The organism is Verrucosispora sioxanthis (assembly GCF_010560025.1).
In the GTDB taxonomy this organism is placed as follows: Bacteria; Actinomycetota; Actinomycetes; order Mycobacteriales; family Micromonosporaceae; genus Micromonospora; species Micromonospora palythoicola.
The window spans coordinates 541629-560041 of sequence record NZ_SAIY01000004.1; the positions used below are offsets into that span (position 1 = coordinate 541629).

Annotated in this window: 13 protein-coding genes and 3 pseudogenes; 6 read left to right on the forward strand and 10 right to left on the reverse strand. The window is 71.9% G+C overall.

The window, feature by feature from the left end:
- Positions 1–137: 137 nt before the first annotated feature.
- On the reverse strand, positions 138–1085 hold the full coding sequence (locus ENC19_RS15220; RefSeq protein ID WP_164447822.1) for an NUDIX hydrolase: 948 nt from the start codon (positions 1083–1085) through the stop codon (positions 138–140).
- Between the two features lie 144 nt (positions 1086–1229).
- Between ENC19_RS15220 and ENC19_RS15225 the strand changes: the two are divergent.
- Positions 1230–1571 (forward strand): annotated as a pseudogene (locus tag ENC19_RS15225) (PspC domain-containing protein); the annotation flags it as partial.
- 221 nt (positions 1572–1792) lie between these two features.
- Here the strand turns inward: ENC19_RS15225 and guaA are convergent.
- On the reverse strand, positions 1793–3349 hold the full coding sequence (guaA, locus tag ENC19_RS15230; protein ID WP_164447823.1) for a glutamine-hydrolyzing GMP synthase: 1557 nt from the start codon (positions 3347–3349) through the stop codon (positions 1793–1795).
- Between the two features lie 143 nt (positions 3350–3492).
- On the reverse strand, positions 3493–5190 hold the full coding sequence (locus ENC19_RS15235; protein WP_164447824.1) for an FAD-dependent oxidoreductase: 1698 nt from the start codon (positions 5188–5190) through the stop codon (positions 3493–3495).
- Between the two features lie 213 nt (positions 5191–5403).
- Between ENC19_RS15235 and ENC19_RS15240 the strand changes: the two genes are divergently transcribed.
- Entirely contained in the window at positions 5404–6516 is a 1113-nt protein-coding gene (locus tag ENC19_RS15240; protein ID WP_164447825.1) for an LCP family protein, read from the forward strand.
- 29 nt (positions 6517–6545) lie between these two features.
- On the opposite strand, the gene ENC19_RS15245 is transcribed toward ENC19_RS15240, so the two are convergent.
- The 3 genes from ENC19_RS15245 to guaB form a co-directional block, all read right to left on the reverse strand.
- Entirely contained in the window at positions 6546–7976 is a 1431-nt protein-coding gene (locus ENC19_RS15245; protein WP_373688933.1) for a M1 family metallopeptidase, read from the reverse strand.
- Positions 7977–8063: 87 nt separating this feature from the next.
- Positions 8064–9182 carry a GuaB3 family IMP dehydrogenase-related protein gene (locus tag ENC19_RS15250; RefSeq protein WP_164447827.1) on the reverse strand — a complete coding sequence of 373 codons (1119 nt, stop codon included), beginning with the start codon at positions 9180–9182 and terminating at the stop codon, positions 8064–8066.
- Between the two features lie 37 nt (positions 9183–9219).
- Entirely contained in the window at positions 9220–10782 is a 1563-nt protein-coding gene (gene guaB, locus ENC19_RS15255) for an IMP dehydrogenase (RefSeq protein ID WP_164447828.1), read from the reverse strand.
- A 196-nt stretch (positions 10783–10978) separates the two neighbouring features.
- Here guaB and ENC19_RS15260 point away from each other — a divergent pair, with 196 nt between their 5' ends.
- Entirely contained in the window at positions 10979–11389 is a 411-nt protein-coding gene (locus ENC19_RS15260) for a DUF5319 domain-containing protein (protein WP_164447829.1), read from the forward strand.
- A 99-nt stretch (positions 11390–11488) separates the two neighbouring features.
- Here the strand turns inward: ENC19_RS15260 and ENC19_RS15265 are convergent.
- A pseudogene (locus ENC19_RS15265) lies at positions 11489–12288 on the reverse strand (response regulator transcription factor).
- Between the two features lie 253 nt (positions 12289–12541).
- Between ENC19_RS15265 and ENC19_RS15270 the strand changes: the two are divergent.
- Positions 12542–12925, forward strand: coding sequence for a WhiB family transcriptional regulator (locus ENC19_RS15270; protein ID WP_164447830.1), 384 nt, complete (start codon positions 12542–12544; stop codon positions 12923–12925).
- Positions 12926–13106: 181 nt separating this feature from the next.
- Here ENC19_RS15270 and ENC19_RS15275 read toward each other — a convergent pair.
- The 3 genes and pseudogenes from ENC19_RS15275 to groES form a co-directional block, all read right to left on the reverse strand.
- Positions 13107–14852 (reverse strand): annotated as a pseudogene (locus tag ENC19_RS15275) (molybdopterin-dependent oxidoreductase).
- A gap of 140 nt (positions 14853–14992) precedes the next feature.
- A complete protein-coding gene (groL, locus tag ENC19_RS15280; protein WP_164447831.1) occupies positions 14993–16642 on the reverse strand; it encodes a chaperonin GroEL in 1650 nt (549 codons plus the stop codon).
- 72 nt (positions 16643–16714) lie between these two features.
- Positions 16715–17029: a co-chaperone GroES gene (groES, locus tag ENC19_RS15285; protein ID WP_089155197.1), complete on the reverse strand. Its 315-nt coding sequence runs from the start codon at positions 17027–17029 to the stop codon at positions 16715–16717.
- 370 nt (positions 17030–17399) lie between these two features.
- Here groES and ENC19_RS15290 point away from each other — a divergent pair, with 370 nt between their 5' ends.
- Positions 17400–18200 (forward strand): helix-turn-helix domain-containing protein, encoded by an 801-nt coding sequence (locus tag ENC19_RS15290; protein WP_164447832.1) that lies wholly within the window; start codon positions 17400–17402, stop codon positions 18198–18200.
- Positions 18191–18376 carry a DUF397 domain-containing protein gene (locus tag ENC19_RS15295; protein ID WP_164447833.1) on the forward strand — a complete coding sequence of 62 codons (186 nt, stop codon included), beginning with the start codon at positions 18191–18193 and terminating at the stop codon, positions 18374–18376. The genes ENC19_RS15290 and ENC19_RS15295 overlap by 10 nt, the downstream gene beginning before the upstream one ends.
- Positions 18377–18413 lie beyond the last annotated feature (37 nt).

The following is an 18413-nucleotide window of genomic DNA, read 5'->3' on the forward strand; positions in this document are numbered from 1 at the left end:
CCCCGCCGCCCCGCGCCCCACGCCGCGTCGATCGTGAAGTTATCGCCTTCGTCATCGGCGTGTCCCGACAATAACTTCATGATCGACGCATGGGCGAGGGCAGGGCGCGGGCAGGGCGCGGGGGCGCAGGGGGTGGGTCAGGTTAGGTGGGCGGCTTGGACGGCTTCGGCGGTGACCTCGGTGAGGCGGTCGGTGGGCAGGGCGCCGAGTTCCTCCCGGGCGAACCAGCGGGCCTCGCAGGTGGAGCCGCCGACGTCGCCGACGGTGGGCGGGGCCGGCTGGTCCACCACCACCCGGTAGAAGGCGCGTACCCCGTGCCAGTCGATCGGGTAGCCCTCGGGGCCGAGCGAGGCGGCATCCCGATGACTGGCCACGCCGAGCAACTCGACGAGCCGTCCGGTCTGCCCGGTCTCCTCGACCAGTTCCCGGATCAGCGCCGCGCCCGGCTGCTCGCCGTAGTCGGTACCGCCGCCGGGCAGGTGCCAGCAGCCGGCGCCCGGGTAGCCGTCGGAGACCCGGGTCAGCAGCACCCGCCCCTCCGGGTCGGTCACCACGGCGTACGCAGCGAAGCGCTGCGCCCGGTGCAGCCCGTCCGGGCCGGGTACCGCGTAGAAGGAGGGGAACTCCGGCGGCTCGTCGGGCACGATGTCCGCCGAGGAGGCCGGCAGCCCGAGAGCGCGGGCGGTGAACGAGCGAAGCGGCAACCGTGCCGCCTCGTCCCGGGTGAACCAGCGGGCCAGGTCGGTGGGCCGGTCGACCCGGTCGGAGAGCGAGCCGCCCCGCACCGACACCCGGTAGACCAACCGGTCGGTGTGGATGGTGATGCCTCGCTCCGGCAGTGCCCGCATGTCGGCCAGCACGTCGTGCAGGCCGGCGACGGCCACCGACAGGCCGGTCTCGGCGGCGGTCTCGCGGACGACGGTGTGGTGCGGGTCCTCGCCGTGGTCGACCGCCCCGCCGGGCAGGGACCACGTGCCGGGGGTGCCGGAGCGCTCCGATGCGCGGACCAGCAACACTCGGTCTACGGAATCAGTACAGACTGCGTATGCCGCGATCCTGCGCAGCGGCTCCAGCATGGTGGTCACGGAGCCAAATTCTCCCCGCAACCGGTTACCGACGCGGAAAAGAGTCGGATTCCTGACTGATGGCTCGCCCCTGAGACTTGGTTCAGGGTAAGGATCCGGGCGGTCACCGAGGTCGATACGCTGCGCGACGAGGACCGTGGAGACATGACCTCCACACCTCACGCTCCGTACCGGCAACTCCGACGCCCCACCACCGACCGGATGATCGCCGGTGTGGCCAGCGGACTCGGCCGCTACTTCGCCGTCGACCCCACCCTGGTCCGGGTGGCCTTCGCCGTCGTCACGCTGGTGACCGGCGGGATCGCCGCCCTGGCGTACCCGATCATGTGGTTCCTGATGCCCGAGGAGCCGGCCGGCGCACCCGCCTGGCCGCACCCGGCGCCCGGCGCGCCACACGGACCCGCCGGCGCGCCGCCCCAGCCGGCCGCCACACCGCACCCCGCCTGGCCGTTCCCCGGGCCGACCGGCCCGGTGCCGCACGCCGGACCGCCGGCACCGACCGCCTGGCCCCGGCGGCCAGCCCGCCCGCACCGCCGGCAGCACCGGTCCAACACCCCGACGCCCCGCCCGGCTCGGCGCCAACCGACACCGAAGCGGCCCATCCGGACACCACGCCGGAGACCGGGACGACGCCGGAGCCGGCACCGCGACCGGCACCGCAGCCGCCGGCGTGAGGCACCCTCAGGGCACCAGGACGGGCTACCGGGTCACTCCCACTCGATGGTGCCCGGGGGCTTGCTGGTGACGTCCAGCACCACCCGGTTCACCTCGGCCACCTCGTTGGTGATCCGGGTGGAGATCCGGGCGATGACGTCGTAGGGCAACCGCGACCAGTCGGCGGTCATCGCGTCCTCGCTGGAGACCGGGCGCAGCACCACGGGATGCCCGTAGCTGCGCCCGTCACCCTGCACGCCGACGCTGCGCACGTCGGCCAGGAGCACCACCGGGAACTGCCAGACACCCCGGTCGAGGCCGGCGGCGCTGAGTTCCTGGCGGGCGATGAAGTCGGCCCGGCGGAGCACGTCGAGCCGCTCGCGGTCGACCGCCCCGATGATCCGGATGGCCAGACCGGGGCCGGGGAACGGGTGCCGCCAGACCATCGCCTCCGGCAGCCCGAGCTGGAGGCCGAGCGCACGGACCTCGTCCTTGAACAGCGTGCGCAGCGGCTCGACCAGGGCGAACTTCAGATCCTCGGGCAGCCCGCCGACGTTGTGGTGGCTCTTGATGTTCGCGGTGCCGGTGCCGCCGCCGGACTCGACCACGTCCGGGTAGAGGGTGCCCTGCACCAGGAACTCGACGTCGCCGTGCGAGGCGATCTCCCGGGCGGCGGATTCGAAGACCCGGATGAACTCCCGGCCGATGATCTTGCGCTTCTGCTCCGGGTCGGTCACCCCGGCCAACGCACCGAGGAACCGGTCGGCCGCGTCGACCACCTTCAGCTTGATGCCGGTCGCCGCTACGTAGTCCTTCTCCACCTGCTCGGCCTCGCCCGCCCGCAGCAGCCCGTGGTCGACGAAGACGCAGGTGAGCTGGTCGCCGACGGCCTTGTGGACCAGCGCGGCGGCGACCGCAGAGTCCACTCCGCCGCTCAGACCGCAGATGACCTCCTTCTCGCCGACCTGCTCACGGATCCGGGCCACCTGCTCGTCGATGATGTTCTCGGCCGTCCAGGTCGGCTCGATCCCGGCGATCTCGTAGAGGAAGCGGGTGAGCATCTCCTGCCCGTGCGCGGTGTGCCCCACCTCCGGGTGGAACTGCACGCCGGCCCGCCGACCGGCCACGTCCTCGAATGCGGCGACCGGTGCGCCGGCCGACTCGGCGGTCACCGTGAAGCCCGCCGGCGCCTCGGTCACGCAGTCGCCGTGACTCATCCACACCGGCAGGTCGGCCGGCAGATCCCGCAGGAGTACGCCGGGGTCGAGCAGACGGGGGCGCAGCGGGGTGCCGCCGTACTCGCGGCTGCCGGTGCGCGCCACCGTGCCGCCGAGGGAGCGGGCCATCGCCTGGAAGCCGTAGCAGATGCCGAAGACCGGCACGCCCGCGGTGAACAGCCCGTCGTCGACCTGCGGTGCGCCCGGCTCGTAGACGCTGGCCGGGCCGCCGGAGAGGATGATCGCGGCGGGATCGCGGGCCAGCATCTCGGCCACGGGCATGGTGTGCGGAACGATCTCGGAGTAGACCTTCGCCTCACGCACCCGACGCGCGATCAGCTGGGCGTACTGGGCTCCGAAGTCGACCACGAGGACAGGACGCGGCAGGCTCATAGCCGGCAATCCTACCCAGCGTGACATTCCCTCCCCTCGCTGACCGCCCCCGTCGACGCACCCCCGTCGATCTTGCACTCTTGGTCGCTGTTATGCCCGTTACATGGAGCTATGCGGGGACACAAAGTGCAAGATCGCTGGGGTCAGGGGTGGCGGAGGGCGGCGGGGGCGTGCGGGGGGACGGCGGGGTGGTGGGGAGGGATGGGAGGGAGGCAGCGGTACGGGGTGCCGGGGGCGGGGCGGGGGTCGGGGTCGCCCTTGTTGGGCCAGAGGGACAGGGCGCGTTCGGCCTGGGCGGTGATGGTGAGCGACGGGTTGACGCCCAGGTTGGCCGAGACGGCGGCACCGTCGACGACGTGCAGGCCGGGGTGGCCGTGCACGCGGTGGTAGGGGTCGATCACGCCGTCGGCGGCGGTGACACCGATCACCGCTCCGCCCAGGATGTGCGCGGTCACCGGAATGTCGAACGGCTCGGTCAGCGCGCCGACCGGCGTACCGTCGATCTCCTCGGCGAGCAGCCGGACCGCCTCGTTGCCCGCCGGGATCCAGGTCGGGTTGGCAGGGCCGTGACCCGGACCGGAGACGAGCCGGCGGCCGAGCGGCCCGCGCCGCAGCCGGAGGGCGAGCGAGTTGTCGGTCGACTGCATGACCAGGGCGATCACCGTACGCTCCGACCAGCGGCGGACGGAGAGCATCCGGGCGGCCACCCGCGGCTGCCGGAGCAGTTGCCCGAGCCATCGGCGCAGCCGGTGCGGCCCGCCGTCGACCAGCAGCGACTGGAGCAGCCCCATCGCGTTCGAACCCCGGCCGTAGCGGACCGGCTCGACGTGGGTCTGCGGATCCGGGTGGAACGAGCTGGTGATGGCGACCCCCTGGGTGAAGTCCACGCCACGCTTGCGGGCCCGCCGGTGCGGCACGGAGGCGCCGAGGATCGCCTCCGAGTTGGTCCGGGTCAGCTCGCCGAGGCGGGGTGAGAGGTTGGGCAGGTGACCACGTTCCCGCATCTCGTGCAGCAGTCGCTGGGTGCCCAGCGCGCCGGCCGCGAAGACCACCTGGTCGGCGTGGACCACCTGCCGCCGTCGGCGCAGCCAGGCGCCGGTACGTTCGGTGTCCACCTGATAACCACCGTCGACCGGCCGGACCGCGCGGACCGTGGTCAACGGATGAACCCAGACACCGAGCCGCTCGGCCAGCCACAGATAGTTCTTGACGAGGGTGTTCTTGGCTCCGATCCGGCAGCCGGTCATGCAGGCGCCGCAGTGGGTGCAGCCGGTCCGCTCCGGGCCGGCCCCGCCGAAGTACGGGTCGGTGACCCGCTCGCGCGGCCGCCCCAGGTGCACCCCGACCGGGGTGGCGTGGAAGGTGTGCCCCACTCCCATCCGCTCGGCGACCCGCCGCATCGCCCGGTCCGCTCCGGTGTTGACCGGGTACGTGGTCGCCCCGAGCATCCGCTTGGCCTGGTCGTAGTGGGGGGCGAGTTCGGCCCGCCAGTCGGCGAGGTGCCGCCACTGCGGGTCGTCGTAGAAGGCGTCGAGCGGTTCGTAGAGGGTGTTGGCGTAGACGAGTGAGCCACCACCGACGCCCGCTCCGGAGAGCACCAGCACGCCGCCGCCAGCTCGCCGGTCGGCCGCCCGGAGCAGGGTGATCCGCTGGAGGCCTAAACAACCAAGCCTCGGCGCCCACAGGAAGCGCCGCAGCCGCCACGACGTCTGCGGGAACTCGTCGTCGGCGAACCGCCGGCCCGCCTCCAGGACGCCGACCGAGTAGCCCTTCTCGGCCAGCCGCAACGCGGCGACGCTGCCGCCGAACCCCGACCCGATGACCACCACGTCGTACCGCATGGACGCATCATTACTCGCGAGTAGCTCTCGCGCCAGGACCTCATTCCGCGCGATCATGCTCCGCACCGCGTCACTCTCGCCCGACCGGGACGCAACCATGAGCCCGGTTCAGCGCGTTGGACCGGTATCGACCCAGGGCGAGTGTCGAAGTCCGCCGTCGGTGACCTCAGCGGTCGGGCAGGGACTTCGACGGACGCCCCAAGGAGGCGGGGGATGATGCTCGGAGCAGACCGGAGACGGTTGACGTTGGCGCTGGCCGGTCTGGTCACGCTCGTGGTGGTCGCGGTGATCGGCGTGGTGGTGGCCCGTACGGTCGGCGACGACCCCCGGACGCCGACCGCCGCCACGGGCGGCCCGAGCACCTCGCCCAGTCCCAGCGCCAGCCCGAGCCCGAGCCCGCCGCCGGGTGCCGACATCACCGGCCCGCTCAACCTGCTGCTGGTCGGGGTCGACACCCGGGTGAGCGTGCCCGGCTGGGAACCGCACGCCGACGCGGTACTCGTGTTGCACGTACCGGCGGGGCTGTCCAAGGCGTACCTCTTCTCCCTCCCCCGCGACCTGGTGGTGGACATCCCGGCCTACAAGCCGGCCGGCTACCCGGGCGGGCGGACCAAGCTCACCCACGCGATGAGCTACGGCAGCCGGGTGCCGGACCGTCCCAAGCGACCCGACCCCGGCCAGGGGTACGAGCTGCTGCGCCGGACGGTCAGCGAGTACACCGGCCTGCGCATCGACGCGGGCGCGGTGCTCACCTTCGGCGGCTTCGACGAGTTGGTCGACAGCCTGGGTGGCGTGGACATCCGCGTCGACCAGCGGGTCGTGTCCCGGCACCGGCAGCCCGACGGCAAGCACCGGGAGCCGGGCCCGGGTGTCGGCGGCTACGTCGGGCCGCAGATGGTCTACGAGCCCGGCGAACGACACCTCAACGGCTGGCAGGCGCTCGACTACGCCCGCCAGCGCTACCTGCCCGGCGGCGACTACGCCCGGCAACGCCACCACCAGCAGCTGATCCGGGCGCTGCTCGGGAAGATCCTCGACCAGAACCTGGCCCGGCAGCCCGAGCGGATCGAACAGGTGGTCGCGGCGCTCGGCGACGCGCTGCGCTACGTCGGCGGCCGGCGAATCGTGGACTTCGCGTACGCCCTCGGCTCGTTGTCGCCGCAGGCGGTCACGCTGGTCGGGTTGCCCGGAGCGTCGGTGGGTCGGGGCAACGCCTACCGGGGCGAGGAACTGACCTCCGTCGGCCGCCGCTTCCTCACCCAACTGCGCGCCGGCAAGGCCGACGCCTTCCTGGCCGACAATCCGAAACTCAAGGTCAAGAGCTGACCGGAACGACCGGTTGACGGGGTCTCCGGTCAGGGCTGGCCGGGTGCGGCGGTGCCGGTCAGCCAGGCGTCGAAGAAGGGTCCCAGCTCGCGGCCGGAGACCCGCTCGGCCAGGGCGACGAAGTCGGCGGTGGTGGCCGTGCCGTCCCGGCGTTCGCTGGTCCACGTCCGCAGGATCTCGAAGAAGGCGTCGTCGCCGACGGTACGCCGCAGCGCGTGCACGGTGAGCGCCCCGCGCTTGTAGACGGCGGTGCTGAACATCTGCCCGGGGCCGGGATCGAGGGTGCGCCGGGACCAGTTGGTGGCCGCGTACTGGATCTCGAAGTTGCGTTGGGCGCTGCGCCCGCCGTCGTGCTCCTCCCACAGCCACTCGGCGTAGCTGGCGAAGCCCTCGTTGAGCCAGATGTCACCCCAGCGGGCCAGCGCCACGCTGTTGCCGAACCACTGGTGGGCCAGTTCGTGGGCGACCACGCTGTAGTTCGGTTCGCCGCCGCGGAAGAACCCCGGTCCGTAGACCGGCCGGGACTGGGTCTCCAGCGCGTATCCGATCCGCCCGTCCGAGACCACCACGCCGCCGTACGACTCGAAGGGGTACGGGCCGAAACGGGTGGCCAGGAAGTCGGCGATCTCGCCGGTGCGGGCCAGCGAGGTGGCCGCCGGCCCGGTCACCGGAAGCCCGTCCGGTACGGCGGTGACCATGGGCTTGCCGGCGTGTTCCTCGCTGCGCACCCGGTAGTCGCCGATCACGAGCGTGGTCAGGTAACTCGCCATCGGTGAGCGCTCGGCCCAGCGCCAGGTGGTCCAGCCGTCGGCGCTGGTCCGCTCCCCCGGCACTCCGTTGCTGAGCGCGGCGAGCCCGTCCGGGACGGTCACCTCGAGGTCGTAGGTGGCCTTGTCCGACGGGTGGTCGTTGACCGGGAACCAGGTGGCCGCCGAGTGCGGTTGGCCGAGGGCGATCGCGCCGTCGTCGGTGTGCTGGAAACCGCCACTGCCGAGCACGCCGTCGGCGTCCGCCTCGGGTACGCCGCCGTAGGCGACGTCCACCGTGAACCGGCTGCCGGCGTCGAGCCCTCGGGCCGGAGTGACCACCAGTTCGCCGTCGTCCCGCCGGTGCTCGGCCGACGCGCCGTCCACGGTCACCGAACCGACCTGCAACCCGGACAGGTCCAGGTTGAACCGGGACAGCCCGTGGGTCGCGGTCGCGGTGATCTCGGCGCTGCCGGTGAGCCGGTCGTCAGCCGGGTCGTAGCGCACCACGAGCCGGTAGTGGGCGACGTCGTACCCGCCGTTGCCGCTGCCCGGCACGTACGGGTCGCCGAGATCGACGCTGCCCGCCCGGAATCCGCCCGGCTCCGCCGCGTCCCGGTCCCCGATGCCGCTGACCAGCACCACCGCCGCCACCACGGCAGCGGCCACCGCCGCCGCGCCGGCCCCCCACCACCTGCCAACCCTGCTGCTCACCAGCCCGAGCCTACTGCCGCCCGCTCCGTCGATCATGGAGTTGTGGCACGTGGCGAATCGGGCATCAGCCATCCAACCGGGTGCGGGTCAGCGGTCGAGGACCAGGCCGACCTTCTGGAATTCCTTGAGGTCGCGGTAGCCGCACTTGGCCATGGCCCGGCGGAGGCCGCCGAAGAGGTTGAGCTGACCGTCCGGCTCGTCGGCCGGGCCGAAGAGGAGACGCTCCATGGAGCCGATGGGCTCACCGGCGGTCTCGAAGGCGCCGCGGGGCAGCGACGGGTGGCTGGCCGCCGAGTGCCACCAGGACCCGCCGGCCGGCGCCTCCTCGCACAGCGAGAGCGGCTCGCCGAGCATCACCGCGTCGGCGCCGCAGCCGAGCGCCTTGGCGATGTCGCCGGAGGTCCGGATGTCGCCGTCGGCGATGAGGTGCACGTACCGCCCGCCGGTCTCGTCGAGGTAGTCGCGTCGGGCCGCGGCGGCGTCGGCGATCGCGGTGGCCATCGGCACCCGGATGCCGAGCACAGACTCGGTGGTGGACCACTCGTCCCCGCCGATACCGATGATCACGCCGGCCGCGCCGGTCCGCATCAGGTGCAGGGCAGTCTTGTAGTCGGTGCACCCGCCGACGACGACCGGGAGGTCGAGGTCGGCGATGAACTCCTTGAGGTTGAGCGGCTCGTCGGTGGTGGACACGTGCTCGGCCGAGACGATGGTGCCCTGGATGACCAGGATGTCGACGCCCGCGTCGAGGATGACCGGCGCCAGCGCCAGCGTGTGCTGCGGCGACACCCGCACCGCCACCGTGCCGCCACCGTCGCGCAGCTCACGGACCCGCTCGGTGATCAGATCCGGGCGGATCGGCTCGGCGTACACCTCCTGGAGCCGCTTGGTGGCGCGGGCGTCCTCGTCGAGACCGCCGAGTTCCTCGAGCACCTTGCTCGGGTTCTCGTAGCGGGTCCACAGCCCTTCGACGTTGAGTACGCCGAGCCCGCCGAGCTGACCGAGCTTCACCGCGGAGGCCGGGCTCATCGTCGCGTCCGAGGGGTGCCCGACGCACGGAATGCCGAACTGGTACGCGTCCAGCTGCCACCCGGTGGAGACGTCGTCGACGTCGCGGGTCCGACGGGACGGCACGATGGCGATGTCGTCCAGGTGGTAGCCGCGCTGCGCGGTCTTGCCCAGCCCGATCTCGACCACGTCACGCATGGGGCACTCCAGATGTCTTCGGGGGTGGTGGGAGAGGTCAGCGGGTGTGGTAGTTGGGCGCTTCGACGGTCATCTGGATGTCGTGCGGGTGGCTCTCCTTGAGCCCGGCCGCGGTGATCCGGATGAGCTGTCCCCGCTGGTGCAGCTCGGGGATGCTCTCCGCGCCCGCGTACCCCATCGCCAGCCGCAGGCCACCGACCAGCTGATGGGCCACCCGGGCCAACGGTCCACGGTACGGCACCTGACCCTCGACGCCCTCCGGGACCAACTTCTCGTCGCTCGTCACGTCCTGCTGGAAGTAGCGGTCCTTGGAGTACGACTTGGCCTGCCCACGGGACTGCATGGCGCCGAGCGAGCCCATGCCGCGGTACGCCTTGAACTGCTTGCCGTTGACGAAGATCAGCTCGCCGGGGCTCTCCTCGCAGCCGGCCAGCAGACTGCCGAGCATCACCGTGTCCGCGCCGGCGACAAGCGCCTTGGCGATGTCGCCGGAATACTGGATGCCGCCGTCACCGATGACCGGTACGCCGGCCGGGCGGGCCGCCCGGGCGGCCTCCATGATCGCCGTGATCTGTGGGACGCCGACGCCCGCCACGATCCGGGTGGTGCAGATGGCACCCGGGCCGACACCCACCTTCACGCCGTCGGCTCCGGCCTCGACCAGCGCCCTGGTGCCGGCGTAGGTCGCCACGTTGCCGCCGACGATGTCGACCGTGACGTCCCTCTTGAGCCGGCTGACCATCTCCAGCACCGCGCGCTGGTGGCCGTGGGCGGTGTCCACGATGATGACGTCGACACCGGCGTCGACGAGCGCCCGGGCGCGCTTGTACGCGTCCTCGCCGACGCCGATGGCCGCCGCCACCCGCAGCCGGCCCGCCTCGTCCTTGGTGGCGCTCGGGTACTGCTCGCTCTTGGTGAAGTCCTTGACGGTGATCAGCCCGCGCAGCTTGCCGGAGTCGTCGACGATCGGCAGCTTCTCGACCTTGTGCTGGCGCAGCAGGCCGAGCGCCTCGTCCTTGCTCACCCCGACCGGGGCGGTGACCAGCGGTGCCCTGGTCATGATCTCGCGGACCGGCATGGCCGGGTCGGAGACGAAGCGCATGTCCCGGTTGGTGACGATGCCGACCAGTTGCCCCTGGGCGTCCACCACCGGCACCCCCGAGATGCGGTAGCGCCCGCAGAGCTGGTCGACCTCGCGCAGGGTGTCGTCGGGGCTCGCGGTCACCGGGTTGGTGATCATGCCGGACTCGGACCGCTTCACCAGGTCGACCTGGAGCGCCTGGTCCTCCACCGAGAGGTTGCGGTGCAGCACCCCGATGCCACCCTGGCGGGCCATCGCGATCGCCATCCGGGCCTCGGTGACCGTGTCCATGGCACTGGACAGCAGCGGGATGGAGAGCGAGACGTTACGGGTCAACCGGGTGATCGTGTTCACCCGGCTCGGTACCACGTCGGACTCGCCCGGCTGGAGCAGCACGTCATCGAAGGTCAACCCCAGCGGCACCACCCTGGCCGAACCGGAGGGCAGCTCGGGCAGATGGCCGCCCAGCTCGCCGCCCTCGACGCCGGCGGAACGGTCGGTACGGGGCGAATTCTCCACGATTGCTCTCCTGAGCTGCTTGAACCGGGCTTCAGCGAGGTGGCACGGTGGGCACCGGCGAACGCCGGGCGAGGGTGCGTCGGCCTCATCGTACCCACTGAAGCTTTGTCCCTTGAACCGCGCGGTGCCGGCACCGGTAACGGCTCGCGCGACCGGGGGACAGGCGTCGACCGGGGCAGGGGACTACGGTGAGGGGGTGCACGACGATCCCATCGACCCGTTCACCGGCGACCCGACCGATCCGGCGGCCGACCTGGAGGCCCCCGGCGACGACGCGCCGCTGGACCCACTGACCGACGTCGAGCGCCAAGACGTGCTTGAGGACCTCGCCGACCTGGAGATCTACCAGGCGCTGCTCGCGCCGATCGGCGTACGCGGGCTGGTCATCGAGTGTGAAGACTGCCGGGAACCGCACTACTTCGACTGGGACCTGCTCCGGGGCAACCTGCGGCACCTGCTCAGCTCCGGTCGACCCCGGGTGCACGAGCCGGCCTACGATCCCGACCCGGACCACTACGTCACCTGGGACTACGCCCGCGGCTACGCCGACGGCGTACACGACACCCTCAGCGAAGGCACCGAGGACGAGCCCGGCGCGGATCGCTGACCGGCCACCGGCAGCTCAGCCCGGCCGGGCCAACCCGCCCGGCGGACTCGGCCCGCCGGCTTGACCGGCCGGCGCGGCCGGACCGATCCGGCCGACCAGCTACGCGACCAGTCCGGCCCGGAATCCGGCGGCCACGGCGTGCGCCCGGTCGCGGGCACCGAGCTTGCGGAACAGCCGCCGGGCGTGGGTCTTCACGGTGTCCTCGGAGACGAACAGTTCCCGGCCGATCTCGGCGTTGCTCTTGCCCTCGGCCATGCCGAGCAGCACCTGCAGCTCCCGTTCGGTGAGGCCGATCGCGGACCGGTCGGCCCGGGCTGCCGACGCGGGCTTGTCCGGCTCGGACTCGGCACCAGACTCGGCGGGATCGTCGCCCCGCTGCACCGGCACCACCGCCGGGCCGCCCGCCGCGTCCGTACCCGGCCAGGCGGTCGGCGCCTCACCCCGGTGCGACCACCGGGTGCCGGGCGGGCCGGGCTGCCGACCGCCGCGGCGTCGCGGGCGGGATCAGCGATCCGGTGCCGGTTGGCCCGGCCGGGCGCGGCCAGCAGCAGCAACGCCTTGGCGACGGCGCTGGTCAGATCCTGGTCGACCCCCTGGATCAGGCCGCGTGCCCCGGCACCGATGGTCGCCGCGGCCGCCTCGGACTCCTCGGCACCGAGCAGCAGGACGGCGGCCTGCGGGGCGCGGGCCAGCACCCGCCGGACGAAGCCGACGCTGTCCGGGCGGGTGAGCGCGGTGTCGGCGAGCACCACATCGGCCGGACGTTCGGCCAGCCGCAACATCACCTCGGGGTCGGAGACCGCCGTCCGGACGGCACCCGACAATCCCAACCGCGCTGCCGCGGAGGTCAGGTGCTGCGCCGCGAGCGGCGTTCGAACGCACACGAGAACGGTACGCACAGGCATCTCCTCTCCGCTGACGAGCAGACCATGAGCAGCCCCGGTCGGGAGGAGGTTCCGGGCAATCCTCCCAACTTTTCCGACAGATAGGGCATATGACGCAATCCGCTGGATGTTTTGGATCAAAGACGTGTGAGCCGTGGGGCGGCAGGGTAGGGAGGGGCCAGGCCGGGAACGGTGCGCCTGCGCGGCCCCGCCGCCCGGACAACCGGCGACAAGCGTCTCGCGGTGCCGCGCGAGAGGAGGGGTGCTGATGTCGAACGTACGTAGACTGCCCGGACCCATCATCGACCTTTGGGACTGGCAGCGGCTCGGTGCCTGCCGAGGCCGCGACAGCGCCCAGTTCTTCCACCCTGACGGCGAGCGGGGCTCGTCCCGGTTGCGCCGGGAGTCCTCTGCCAAGGCCGTGTGCCGTGCCTGCCCGGTCCGCGCCGAGTGCGCCGCGCACGCCCTCGCGGTACGCGAGCCGTACGGCGTGTGGGGTGGCTTCAGTGAGTCCGAGCGGCTACGACTGCTCGCGGTCGGCTGGGAGGACCTCGCCGACCGACGCCAGACCCGCGTCGACGTCAACCGACTGGAGGCCAGGCTGGGCAGCTCGCACCGGTCGACGGTGCCCGTCCAGCGCAACGTCGCCTGACCAGACCGCACCACCGACGCCGCGTCCCGACCCGGACGCGGCGTCGCCCTGTCCGCCCACTCCCGCCACCACCAGCCAGTTGATCATGAAGTTGTTGTTCCCGACACGCCGACGGGGTGACAACAACTTCATGATCAACGGGTGTGGGCGGGGGGCGGTGTGGGCGGGGTGGTGCGCGGGGTCAGGTGATGGTGAGGGTGACGGAGTGCCAGCCGGTCGCGCCGTCGGGGGCGACATCCCGTGGCTCACCGGTTTGGGTCTCGCCGGTGCTGTCCGTCGCCCGCACCTGGAGGGTGTGCTCGCCCGGGGTGGCCTGCCACTGCCACGACCACTGCACCCAGGTGTCCACCGAAATGGTCGGCGCCAGTTGCGCCTGCTGCCAGGGCCCCTCGTCGACGCGGACCTCGACGCGGTCGATGCCCCGGTGCTGCGCCCAGGCGACGCCGGCGACCGTCACCGGGCCGGCGGCCGGTCGGTTACGCGGGCGGGGCGTGTCGATCCGCGACTGCGTCTTCACCGGCCCCTGCGCCGACCAGCCCCGGGGCACCCAGTACGCGTCGAAGTCCGCGAAACTGGTCAGCTCCAGCTCGGTGATCCACTTGCAGGCCGACACGTAGCCGTAGAGACCCGGCACCACCATCCGGACCGGGAAGCCGTGCTGCACCGGCAGTGGCTCGCCGTTCATGCCGACGGCGAGCAGCGCGTCCCGCCCGTCGCGCAGCACGGCGGTCGGGGTGCCGCAGGTCCAACCGTCGACCGAACGCCCGACCACCTGGTCGGCACCGTCCAGCGGCCCCACCTCGTCGAGCAGTTCCCGGATCGGTACGCCGAGCCAGCGCGCGTTGCCGATCAGGTCGCCGCCGACCTCGTTGGAGACGCAGGCCAGCGTCACGTACCGCTCCACCATCGGCCGGGCGAGCAGATCGGCATAGCTCAGCGTGACCGGGTTGCGGACCCGGCCGTGGATGCGCAGTTGCCAGGTCTCCGGGTCGACCTGCGGCACCACAAGCGCGGTGTCGATCCGGTAGAAGTTCCGGTTGGACGTGACGTAGCTGGCCAGTCCGGGCTGGGCCAGGTCGGCGCCGGCCGGCACCGGCGGTGCTGGCGAGACCGGGGCCGGCAGCGTGATCGCCTCACGGGCCGCCGACACGCCCTGCCGACCGGCCAGCCAACGCCCCGCTACTCCCCACGGCGGCCACCCCGAGCACGGTGCCGACGCCGGTGAGGAACCGCCGCCGAGAGTCCGGTCGACCCGGCCTCCCGCACCTCCCGGGACCGGCGGACTTCCCAGGATCGGCGGGCTTCCGGCGGTCGCCGTCCCGTCGGCGGGCGCGGTCGGATCGGTCGCCGTCCCGTCGGCGGGCGCGGTCGGATCGGTCGCCGTCCCGTCGGCGGCCCCGGCGGTTCCGACCGGATTCGGGTCCGGTACGGCGGCGGGACCGGTCGCCTTGGGCGGGCCGGCCGGCGTCGGTGGGGACCAGGGCCAGGGGTCGAGTTCCAGTGGACCGGCGACGAACGCCCACAGCGCCAGTCCGCCGACCGCCGCGCCGACCAGCGACGGCAGCACGTCGGTGGCGTCCGCACCGGCCCGGGTCAGGGCCGCCGCCGCGCCGACGCCGCCGAAGACGACGATGCCGGCCAGGCCCACCATCAGCCGCCGGGCCGCCACCATGCCGATCAGGGCGGCGAAGCCGCCGAGCAGCAGCGCCGTGCCGACCAGCAGGGCGATCTTGTCGTACGTGCCGAAGACCTCGATGCCGAACCGCTTGACCGGCTCGGGAGCGGTGTCCACGACGAGACCGCCGACCGCGACGAGCGGGGACGACCGGGGACCGGTCAGGGCGGCAACCAGTTCGGCGGTGCCGATGGCCGCAGCGGCGGCGGCGACGCCGGCCATGGCCGCGAACCGTGGTGTCGTGCTGCTCACCCGCCCAGTGTTTCCCACCGACCAACGGTCCGGTAGTCGGCGTCAGCGTTCGTAACCTCTCGTCACCGGTACGCCGACTCAAAGCGCGTGGGGCGCACCGTCTCGTCGACGGTGCGCCCCACGTCCGGCGTACGGCCGGGTCAGAAGCCCGGGCCGTGCTGGTGGCTGTGACCGTGGCCGTGCGAGTGGCCGTGGCCGCCCGCGGCGGGCTCCGGCTCGGCCGGCTTCTCCACCACGAGACTTTCGGTGGTGAGCAGCAGACCGGCGATCGACGCGGCGTTGGTGACCGCGTTGCGGGTCACCTTCACCGGGTCGATGATGCCGGACTTGGTCAGGTCGACGTACTCGCCGACGGCGGCGTCGAGACCGTGGCCCCAGTCGCTGCCGGAGACCTTCTGCACGACGACGTAGCCGTCGTGGCCGGCGTTCTGGGCGATCCAGCGCAGCGGCTCGACAAGTGCCTTACGCACGATCGACACGCCGACCTTCTCGTCACCGGTGAAGCCGAGGTCGTCGTCGAGCACCGACCGGATCTGCGCCAGGGCGGCACCGCCGCCGGGCACCGTACCCTCCTCGACCGCGGCCTTGGTCGCGGCGATCGCGTCCTCGATGCGGTGCTTGCGCTCCTTCATCTCGACCTCGGTGGCGGCGCCGACCTTGACCACCGCGACACCGCCGGAGAGCTTGGCCAGCCGCTCGGCGAGCTTCTCCCGGTCCCACTCGGAGTCCGAGGCCTCGATCTCCTTGCGGATCTGCGCGACCCGGTCGGTCACCTCGCTGGTCTGGCCACCACCATCGACGATGGTGGTGTTCTCCTTGTCGACCACGATGCGCCGGGCGCTACCCAGCACCTCCAGGCCAACCTGGTCCAGCTTGTAACCCAGCTCGGGGGCGACCAGCTCGGCGCCGGTGAGGATCGCCATGTCCTGGAGCATCGCCTTGCGCCGGTCACCGAAACCGGGCGCCTTGACCGCGCAGACCTTGATGGTCTTGCGGATCGCGTTGACCACCAGGGTGGACAGCGCCTGACCCTCGACGTCCTCAGCGATGATGAGCAGCGGCTTGTTGTTCTGGAGGACCTTCTCCAGCAGCGGCAGCAGCTCCTCGATCGCGGAGATCTTCTGCGTGGTGATCAGGATGTACGCGTCCTCCAGGACGGACTCCTGCGACTCCGCGTCGGTGACGAAGTTCGGCGAGATGAAGCCCTTGTCGAACTGGAGGCCCTCGGTGACGTCCAGCTCGGTGTGCAGGGCGGAGCCTTCCTCGACGGTGATCACACCGTCGCGGCCGACCTTCTCCATCGCCTCGGCGATCAGCTCACCGATCGTGGCGTCCTGGGCCGAGATCGTGGCGACGTGCGCCACCGACTTCTTGTCGGAGACCTCGACGGCCTTGGCGAGCAGCGCCTCGGAGACCTTGGTGGCGGCGGCGTCGACGCCGCGCTTCAGGCCGGCCGGGTTGGCGCCCGCGGTGACGTTGCGCAGGCCCTCGCGGACCATGGCCTGGGCGAGCACGGTCGCGGTGGTGGTCCCGTCGCCGGCGACGTCGTTGGTCTTGGTCGCCACCTCCTTGACCAGCTGCGCGCCGAGGTTCTCGTACGGGTTGGTGAGCTCGATCTCCTTGGCGATGGTCACACCATCGTTGGTGATCGTCGGCGCACCGAATTTCTTGTCGAGGACGACGTTGCGCCCGCGCGGCCCGAGGGTGACCTTGACCGCGTCAGCGAGCGCGTTGACACCGTGCTCCAGCAGGTGCCGGGCGTCGTCCGAGAAGCTCAGGATCTTCGCCATTAATGTCCCTTCGAAGCGACGTTGCCCCGGCCCGGCGAGCCGGACCGGGGCAACGACACTGATCGGTCTGTCTTACTTCTCGATGACCGCGAGGACGTCGCGGGCGGAGAGCACCAGGTACTCCTCGCCGGCGTACTTGACCTCGGTGCCGCCGTACTTCGAGTAGAGGACGGTGTCGCCGACGGAGACGTCGATCGGCACGCGGTTGCCCTTGTCGTCGATCCGGCCCGGGCCGACAGCGAGGACGGTGCCCTCCTGCGGCTTCTCCTTGGCGGTGTCGGGGATCACGATGCCCGAGGCGGTGGTGGTCTCGGCCTCGTTCGCCTGGACCACGATGCGGTCCTCGAGCGGCTTGATCGCAACCTTGGTCGCGGTAGTCACGGGCATACCCTCCTGGGGTACTTGGTTTCGTTGCCGATCGGCATGCCGACCGGCGTCAATCTGCCACATGCCACCGGGCGGGGCCGTCGTCGCGGGTGCCGGTCCGCCTGGCGTTCAACCCCCGGACACCAGGGCCCGAAGGTTGGCACCCTCAGGGTGAGAGTGCTAATCGCAGGTTATTCCTCGGCTAGCACTCCGTCAAGGAGAGTGCCAATCCGCCACCCTCGTGTCGCGGCTCCTCGGCACCCCGTCGCCACTTCTTCCACACGGTTCCGCGGTCGTTCGCCAGCGTTCACCGCAACACGCCGACAGTCACTTTCCCGCCGGAGGACCGGCCCTTACTCTCCGGCGCTATCACGTCACGGAGGGCGGGCAGATGGCGGACGTACCAACCCTGGGGTTCCTACGCGACCAGTTGCGCCGGGCGCGTAAGGTGCGCGGGCTCAGCCAGGAGGAGCTGAGCAAAATGATCAACTATTCGACGTCGGCGGTGAGCGCGATGGAGATCGGCCCGAACCAGCTCAGCGCCGACTACCTGGCCCGGTTCGACAAGGTGCTGGAGACCGGCGGGCTCTTCGTCGGCATGCTGGAGCTGATCCGGCTGCACGCCGAGCCGGACTGGTTCCGGTCGTGGGGTGAGATCGAGCGGGAGGCGGTCGCGCTGCGCTGGTACGACCCGGCCGTGGTGCCGGGCCTGCTCCAGACCGAGGCGTACGCCCGGGCGATGCTCCGGGCTGGTCCACCGCTCACCGACGAGCAGATCGAGAAGCGGGTGCTGGCCCGGATGGCCCGGCAGGAGGTGCTCGCCCGCGACGAGCCACCGCAGCTCGTCGCGGTGCTCGACGAACAGGTGCTGCGCCGGCAGGTCGGCGAGCGCGCGACCATGCGCGAGCAGTTGGAGCACCTGCGCACCCTCACCGACCGCCCGCACGTCCAGGTGCGGATCGTGCCGGCCGAGACCCCGTGGTACGGCGGTCTTGCCGGCCCGTTCGTGCTGGCCCGGCTCGCCGACGGCACCGAGGTGGCCCACCTGGACAACCAGCTCCGGGGGCACACAGTGGACAGCCCGAACGACCTTGCCAGCCTGGGGCGACGTTGGGAGACTGTGGCCGGTGAGGCGCTGCCGCGCCGGCAGTCCGCCCGCCTGATCGAGGAAGTGGCGAAGTCATGGACCTGACCCGCGCGGCCTGGCGCAAGTCCTCCCGCAGCAACCAGAATGGCGGCGCCTGCGTCGAGGTCGCCGACAACCTGCCCGGTGTCGTCGCCGTCCGCGACAGCAAGGACCCGGCCGGCCCGGCACTCGCCTTCACCCCCGCCGCCTGGCGCGCCTTCGTCGCCACCCACAGCCGCTAGACCCGACCCGGACGCCGCGTCCGCCCGCGCCGCGCGC

Bases quoted from the DNA above. Each gene is read 5' to 3' on its own strand.
- guaA (WP_164447823.1), bottom strand. From the start codon at position 3,349: ATGAGCCTGCCGCGTCCTGTCCTCGTGGTCGACTTCGGAGCCCAGTAC.
- ENC19_RS15235 (WP_164447824.1), bottom strand. From the start codon at position 5,190: ATGCGGTACGACGTGGTGGTCATCGGGTCGGGGTTCGGCGGCAGCGTC.
- ENC19_RS15240 (WP_164447825.1), top strand. From the start codon at position 5,404: ATGATGCTCGGAGCAGACCGGAGACGGTTGACGTTGGCGCTGGCCGGT.
- ENC19_RS15250 (WP_164447827.1), bottom strand. From the start codon at position 9,182: ATGCGTGACGTGGTCGAGATCGGGCTGGGCAAGACCGCGCAGCGCGGC.
- ENC19_RS15270 (WP_164447830.1), top strand. From the start codon at position 12,542: ATGTCGAACGTACGTAGACTGCCCGGACCCATCATCGACCTTTGGGAC.
- groL (WP_164447831.1), bottom strand. From the start codon at position 16,642: ATGGCGAAGATCCTGAGCTTCTCGGACGACGCCCGGCACCTGCTGGAG.
- groES (WP_089155197.1), bottom strand. From the start codon at position 17,029: ATGCCCGTGACTACCGCGACCAAGGTTGCGATCAAGCCGCTCGAGGAC.
- ENC19_RS15290 (WP_164447832.1), top strand. From the start codon at position 17,400: ATGGCGGACGTACCAACCCTGGGGTTCCTACGCGACCAGTTGCGCCGG.
- ENC19_RS15295 (WP_164447833.1), top strand. From the start codon at position 18,191: ATGGACCTGACCCGCGCGGCCTGGCGCAAGTCCTCCCGCAGCAACCAG.